Origin of the sequence: uncultured Campylobacter sp., from assembly GCF_937997465.1 — a bacterium.
Taxonomy (GTDB): domain Bacteria; phylum Campylobacterota; class Campylobacteria; order Campylobacterales; family Campylobacteraceae; genus Campylobacter_A.
In genome coordinates this window covers 1-5462 of sequence record NZ_CALKTQ010000035.1, presented here as the reverse complement: position 1 = coordinate 5462, position 5462 = coordinate 1, and the positions used below count along the sequence as shown (strand labels likewise).

The following is a 5462-nucleotide window of genomic DNA, read 5'->3' as shown; positions in this document are numbered from 1 at the left end:
ACCATGCTTAGTTTAGAATTTTTACAAATTTACTGGTGGTGCGTAGTTAGCTTGCTAGGCGGTTTGCTGGTGTTTATGATGTTCGTTCAGGGCGGACAGACGCTGCTTTTCGGACTTTGCAAAAACGAGCTGCAAAAGGACATGGTGATAAATTCTATCGGGCGCAAATGGGAGCTTACTTTTACAACGCTCGTAATGTTCGGCGGCGCGTGCTTTGCGGCGTTTCCGCTGTTTTACGCCACAAGCTTCGGCGGCGCGTACTGGGTGTGGCTGGCGATTTTGTTTTGCTTTATCCTCCAAGCCGTGAGCTACGAGTACCGAAAAAAACCGGACAACTTCCTAGGTCAAAAAACCTATGAAATTTTCCTTTTCATAAACGGCTCTTTAGGCGTTATACTCATCGGCATGGCAGTTAGCACGTTTTTTTCTGGCAGCGACTTTTTACTAAACGAGCACAACTTCGTACAGTGGCAAACGCCGTTTCGCGGACTTGAGGCGCTTGGCAACATCATGCTCTATCCGCTAGGCATCGCGGTATTTTTTCTCTCTCGCGTGGGCGGAGCGCTCTACCTCATCAACAATATCGACGATGAGGAGATAAGAGCCAGCGCCAGAAAAGCGGCGCTAAAAAATACTATTTTGTTTTTGCCGTTCTTTTTGATATTCATCGCTTGGATATTTACCAAGACCGGTTTTGCATACGACGAGAGCGGCGTAGTGAGCCTAGTGGGCTTTAAATACGCTCTAAATTTACTACAGATGCCGCTTGTTGCAGCGATGATAGTTATAGGCGTCGGACTCGTGCTTTTTGGTATATTTAAAGGCGCATTTACGACTAGCATCTACGGCGTAGTGCCTTACGGCGCGGGCGTAGTGCTAACGGTTACGGGACTATTTTTGATAGCCGGGCTTGCGGACACGGCGTTTTATCCGTCGTTTTCAAATTTGCAAAGCTCGCTAACCATCAAAAACGCAAGCTCTAGCCACTACACGCTAAACGTCATGGCCTACGTGAGCCTGCTAGTGCCATTTGTTCTGGGCTATATTTTCGTCGTCTGGCGCGCGATGGACAGCAAAAAGATCACCGCGGACGAGATCAAGCACGATCATCACGCATATTAAGGATAAAAATGATAGAAGCGATAGTTTTTCTTTTTCTTTGGGTTTTGGCGCTTTTTGGCGGATATAAATTCGTCCATTTTAACATCAAGCACGTCGAGAAAAATAGCGACAAATACTTTGGAAATTTGCGCGAATAAGCGCTGATCCGTAAATCTCGTTCTACTTAAATTTTAGCTTTTATCGCTATAATGAGGCTAAAATTTTAAGGAGAACGAGATGTTTGACTTCACTTTTCACAACCCCACTAAAATACAATTCGGCAGAGGCAAAGAGCGAAATGTTGGGCTTTATATGCGCGAATTTGACGCTAAAAGAACCCTACTGATCTACGGCAGCGAACGCATCAAAAAAGACGGACTCTTCGATACGGTCGCAGCGAGCCTAAAAGAAAACGGCATAGAGTTTATAGAGCTTGGCGGCGTAGTTAGCAACCCCGTGCTAACCAAAGTTTACGAAGGCATCGAGCTAGCTAAGAAATTTAACGCCGACAGCGTGCTAAGCGTAGGCGGAGGCTCCTGTCTAGATAGCGCCAAAGCCATCGCCGCGGGCGCGCTATATGAGGGCGACGTGTGGGACTTTTTCACGGGCAAGAACCCGAGCCGCGCGCTAAAAATTTTTGACGTCATCACCCTTGCGGCGACGGGTAGTGAGATGAACTCGGGCGCAGTCGTGACAAACGAAGCCACAAAACAAAAATTCTCTATCCACGGCGACGTGCTATATCCGCTAGTCTCGGTCGTAAACCCTCAGCTGCAAGCTAGCGTTAGCCGCGAGTACCTGGCATACTCCGCTGCCGACGTCATCGCGCACAGCATCGAGGGATACTTTACTGCTAGCGTGCAGCCTGATATCATCAACCTCTACATCGAGTCCAACATCAAAACCGTGATGAAAACGACTGAAATTTTATTAGCTAATCCCGACGACTACGATGCCAGAGCCGAGTTTGCCTGGGCGGCGACGATGGCGCTAAACGGCCTAACATACGTCGGCACGCACGGCTACTCCTACCCAAACCACATGCTAGAGCACGCCATGAGCGCGGTCGTAAACTGTGCGCACGGAGCGGGTCTAGCGGTCATAATACCTGCCTGGATGAAGTGGTACAAGAGCCGAAATTTGGGCGCATTCGAGCGTTTTGCACGCGAGATTTTCGGCGTAAACTCAGCCGATGAAGGCATCGCCGCCTTTAAAGCGTGGCTTAGTAAAATCGGAGCTCCAGTTAACCTAAAAGCTGTCGGCATAGAGGGCGAAACGCTAGAAGAAGTCGTAAATTTAGCCCACGACTACGCGGCAAACTGGCGCAAAGATAAGCTCTACACAAAGGAAAACATCAAAGAGATTTTTGAGTTGGCGAAGTAAATTTGAGTAAATTTGCGGCTAAATTCGGCGCTAGCAAGATACGAAAATGCGCCGGTTTAAATTTAACCGCTGCGAGATAAATTGGTAAATTTCGGCGCTTTGGTAAAGCGGATCTGATTTGCCGAATTGTAAATTTTGCGCTTTAAATTTACTCCGAGTTTTTCCGGGTTGCGAATTTAAACGCAAAAGTACGAAATACGCGCGCGGCAGGTAAATTTCGGCATGGCGAAAACGACAACGCAAAATACTGCACGAATCATAAATTTAAGCGCGCAAGATAAACAAAACGCGCCCGGGCGAGCAAAATTTACTTTGCAAGCGGTAAATTTACCCGCCCGCCGTAGCAAAATAGAGCAGGGCGCGACTAAACCCTGCTCTGCGCCTAAATTTAAACTAAGGCTTTTTGATGATAAATCTAAGCGTCGGACCGTCTTGCTCGATTTTAAGCACTTCAAAGCCCCTGTTTCTCGCGTCGTAAGGGATCGAGTTTATCGCCTGCGGGCAGTCGCAAAGCACTTCTAGCACCTCGCCGCTTTTCATTTTCGGTAGGATTTCTAGCGTCGCGACGGCGGGCATAGGGCAAGCCTCGCCTAGGATATCGAGCGTATAGCTTATTTCAAAATCGTCTTCATGCATCTTAGTAGCCTCCTTTGGCGAAGAAATTTCGTTTGTAGATAAACACCAGCAGCAGCGCCGAAACGAATAAACATAAATTTACCGCTAAGCCGCCCAGCGGACCGAATACCTCTAAAAGCTGGATTTTCGGGCCGTCTTTGATCCATGCCGGGATAAGATCGTAGCTAAGGGCTAGCACCATAGTTCCTACGACGTTTGCGACCCCAACGATCATAAAGTGTAGCTGCCCCTCGGTGGCTCTATACGTCCAGCCGCACTCGCAGCCGCCCGCAAATACGATACCAAAGCCGAATAAAAACGCTCCGATCGCAACCGCCGGCGAGAAATTCGTAACCTTGCCGACGTAGCCGTTTAGCATCAGCACGAAAACGATGAGCGTGGCGATTATCATGCCGTAAAAAGCGCCCTTCGTCGCAACGTCCCTGCCGAATAAAAACAGGTCGCGAAAGCACGAAGTAAAGCAAATTTGACCCTTTGAGATGATAAAGCCGAAAATCAGCCCGAAAAGCAGTCCAAGCGGCAAGATGCTAGCTTTAACTTTTAGATCGAGCGCCGGCGCCTGCATCAAAAGATACGCAAACCAGATAATCGCTAAAATCGCGATAATCACGCCGATGGCAAAATTTCGGTCGGCGCGGCCTTTGTCGTGCGTCGTGCCTTTGCCTTTTGGGCCGAAGTTTTTAAGTTCGGTTTTAGGCATAAAGATAGGCAGCTTGCCGACCTTGACGGCGACGTAGATGCCAAGCACCATAAATACGGCAAAAAGCCACGTATGTAGCGAAAAATACGGCAGTCCGGTGAAAAAATCAAGCAAGTTGCAGCCAAAGGCTAGACGCGCGCCAAATCCCGAAAGCAAGCCGCCGACGATAGCTTGAAAAACGCGAATTTTGCTTGCGGGTAGGCGAAATTTGACTTTGTTTGCCATAAATGCCGCGATCGTAGCGCCGACGAACATGCCTATTAGCATAAGCCCCTCAAAGCGCGTGAGCGGGTTGCCGTCAAGGTTCGTGATCTTGTAGTAGGAGTAGCCGCTAAGATCCATCCCGAAAAGCTCCAAAAACTCGCCGCCCCAGCGCGTCATCTCGCCGGTCACCGCCCATCCGCCGCCAAAAATCCCAAAATACACGGTCGCAACGATGGCTAAGATAATCATCGCCTGCCCGACGTTCCAGAAATTCGTTAGATATTTCGTTCTAAATTCTTTAAACATAAATTTTCTTTGTATTAATTTCCTCGCCCCGCGAGACTAAAATTTGAGATTAAACGCGTATCTATGAGGTAGTCATCTAGGTATCCTAAAACGTGGTCGTCAAACTTGACGCTAAAAAATAAGAATTGTAGCTAAAATATTATTAAATAAAATTAAAATGTAGCTAGATTAATTTGCGATATTTTTATCTAAAATATAAAATCTATAACCATCTTTTTTGTTTTCGTTTATATCTTTTACCGTGATTTTCGGCCGGCATCTACCGCCTGATTTTGCTTTTTCGAGGATGTTTTAGCGGTTCTCTTTAGTCGCTACCGCTTTGCGTGCATTTAGACCAAAGAGAACCTAGCGTTTTTACCAAAATATCTTAGATATAAAGTCCTACGCCTCCAAAATCGCTCCATTGCTAGCGTTCGTTACCAGTTTGCGATACATTCGTAGCCAGCGATACGGCAGCGGTTTTTCTATCGGCTTAAATTTAGCCCTGCGTTCGGCTATCTCAGTCTCGCTTAGGCGCACGTTGATCGCGTACGTATCCACGTCGATGTCGATGATGTCGCCGTCTTGTAGCAGTCCGATCATGCCGCCCTCGGCCGCTTCGGGACTTACGTGCCCGATACTTAGCCCTCTCGTAGCTCCGCTAAACCTACCGTCCGTGATGAGCGCCACATCCGCGCCCAGGCCTCGCCCCATGATTAGGCTCGTAGGACTTAGCATCTCCTGCATGCCCGGGCCTCCGCGCGGCCCTTCGTAGCGGATGACGACCACGTCGCCTTTGCCGACTTTGCCCTTTGAGATGCCCTCTATCGCCTCGTCTTGGCTGTTAAAGCACACGGCTTTGCCGCTAAATTTGCGCTCGCCGATGATGCCCGCGGTCTTGATGACGCAGCCTTGCTCGGCTAAATTTCCAAACAAAATCGCCAGTCCGCCCACGTCCGAATAGGCGTTTTCGACCTTATGGATGACCTCTTCGTCTTTTATGACGCTAGCGCCCACGCGCTCGCCTAGGCTCTCGCCCGTGACTGTCGGCGCGCCAAGGTCTAGCAGCCCGTTATCGCGGCGCGAAATTTCATTTATCACGGCGCTTAGGCCGCCCGCACGGTCGATGTCTTCCATATGCACGTTTGGCAGG

At 48.9% G+C, this 5462-nt stretch carries 6 protein-coding genes; 3 read left to right on the top strand and 3 right to left on the bottom strand.

Annotated features, from left to right (window positions below; translation table 11 throughout):
- Positions 1-3 precede the first annotated feature (3 nt).
- The 3 genes from Q0546_RS01010 to Q0546_RS01000 all read left to right on the top strand — a co-directional run bounded on the left by Q0546_RS01010 (position 4) and on the right by Q0546_RS01000 (position 2484).
- Complete coding sequence (locus tag Q0546_RS01010) at positions 4-1122, top strand: cytochrome d ubiquinol oxidase subunit II (protein ID WP_298789700.1); 1119 nt, start codon at positions 4-6, stop codon at positions 1120-1122.
- An 8-nt stretch (positions 1123-1130) separates the two neighbouring features.
- On the top strand, positions 1131-1259 hold the full coding sequence (locus tag Q0546_RS01005) for a hypothetical protein (protein WP_298789699.1): 129 nt from the start codon (positions 1131-1133) through the stop codon (positions 1257-1259).
- A gap of 79 nt (positions 1260-1338) precedes the next feature.
- Entirely contained in the window at positions 1339-2484 is a 1146-nt protein-coding gene (locus Q0546_RS01000; protein WP_298789698.1) for an iron-containing alcohol dehydrogenase, read from the top strand.
- Positions 2485-2877: 393 nt separating this feature from the next.
- Here the strand turns inward: Q0546_RS01000 and yedF are convergent, their stop codons facing one another.
- The 3 genes from yedF to Q0546_RS00985 form a co-directional block, all read right to left on the bottom strand.
- Positions 2878-3120, bottom strand: a complete 243-nt coding sequence (yedF, locus tag Q0546_RS00995; protein ID WP_004323059.1) for a sulfurtransferase-like selenium metabolism protein YedF — start codon at positions 3118-3120, stop codon at positions 2878-2880.
- Between the two features lies 1 nt (position 3121).
- Positions 3122-4330, bottom strand: a complete 1209-nt coding sequence (gene yedE, locus Q0546_RS00990; protein ID WP_298789697.1) for a selenium metabolism membrane protein YedE/FdhT — start codon at positions 4328-4330, stop codon at positions 3122-3124.
- A 381-nt stretch (positions 4331-4711) separates the two neighbouring features.
- Positions 4712-5462 (bottom strand): dihydroxy-acid dehydratase (locus tag Q0546_RS00985; RefSeq protein WP_298789696.1); only part of this gene is annotated, 751 nt, incomplete at its 5' end.

Excerpts from the sequence above, each read along its gene's own strand:
- Q0546_RS01005 (WP_298789699.1), top strand. The coding sequence starts at position 1,131 with ATGATAGAAGCGATAGTTTTTCTTTTTCTTTGGGTTTTGGCGCTTTTT.
- yedE (WP_298789697.1), bottom strand. The coding sequence starts at position 4,330 with ATGTTTAAAGAATTTAGAACGAAATATCTAACGAATTTCTGGAACGTC.
- Q0546_RS01000 (WP_298789698.1), top strand. The coding sequence starts at position 1,339 with ATGTTTGACTTCACTTTTCACAACCCCACTAAAATACAATTCGGCAGA.
- Q0546_RS01010 (WP_298789700.1), top strand. The coding sequence starts at position 4 with ATGCTTAGTTTAGAATTTTTACAAATTTACTGGTGGTGCGTAGTTAGC.
- yedF (WP_004323059.1), bottom strand. The coding sequence starts at position 3,120 with ATGCATGAAGACGATTTTGAAATAAGCTATACGCTCGATATCCTAGGC.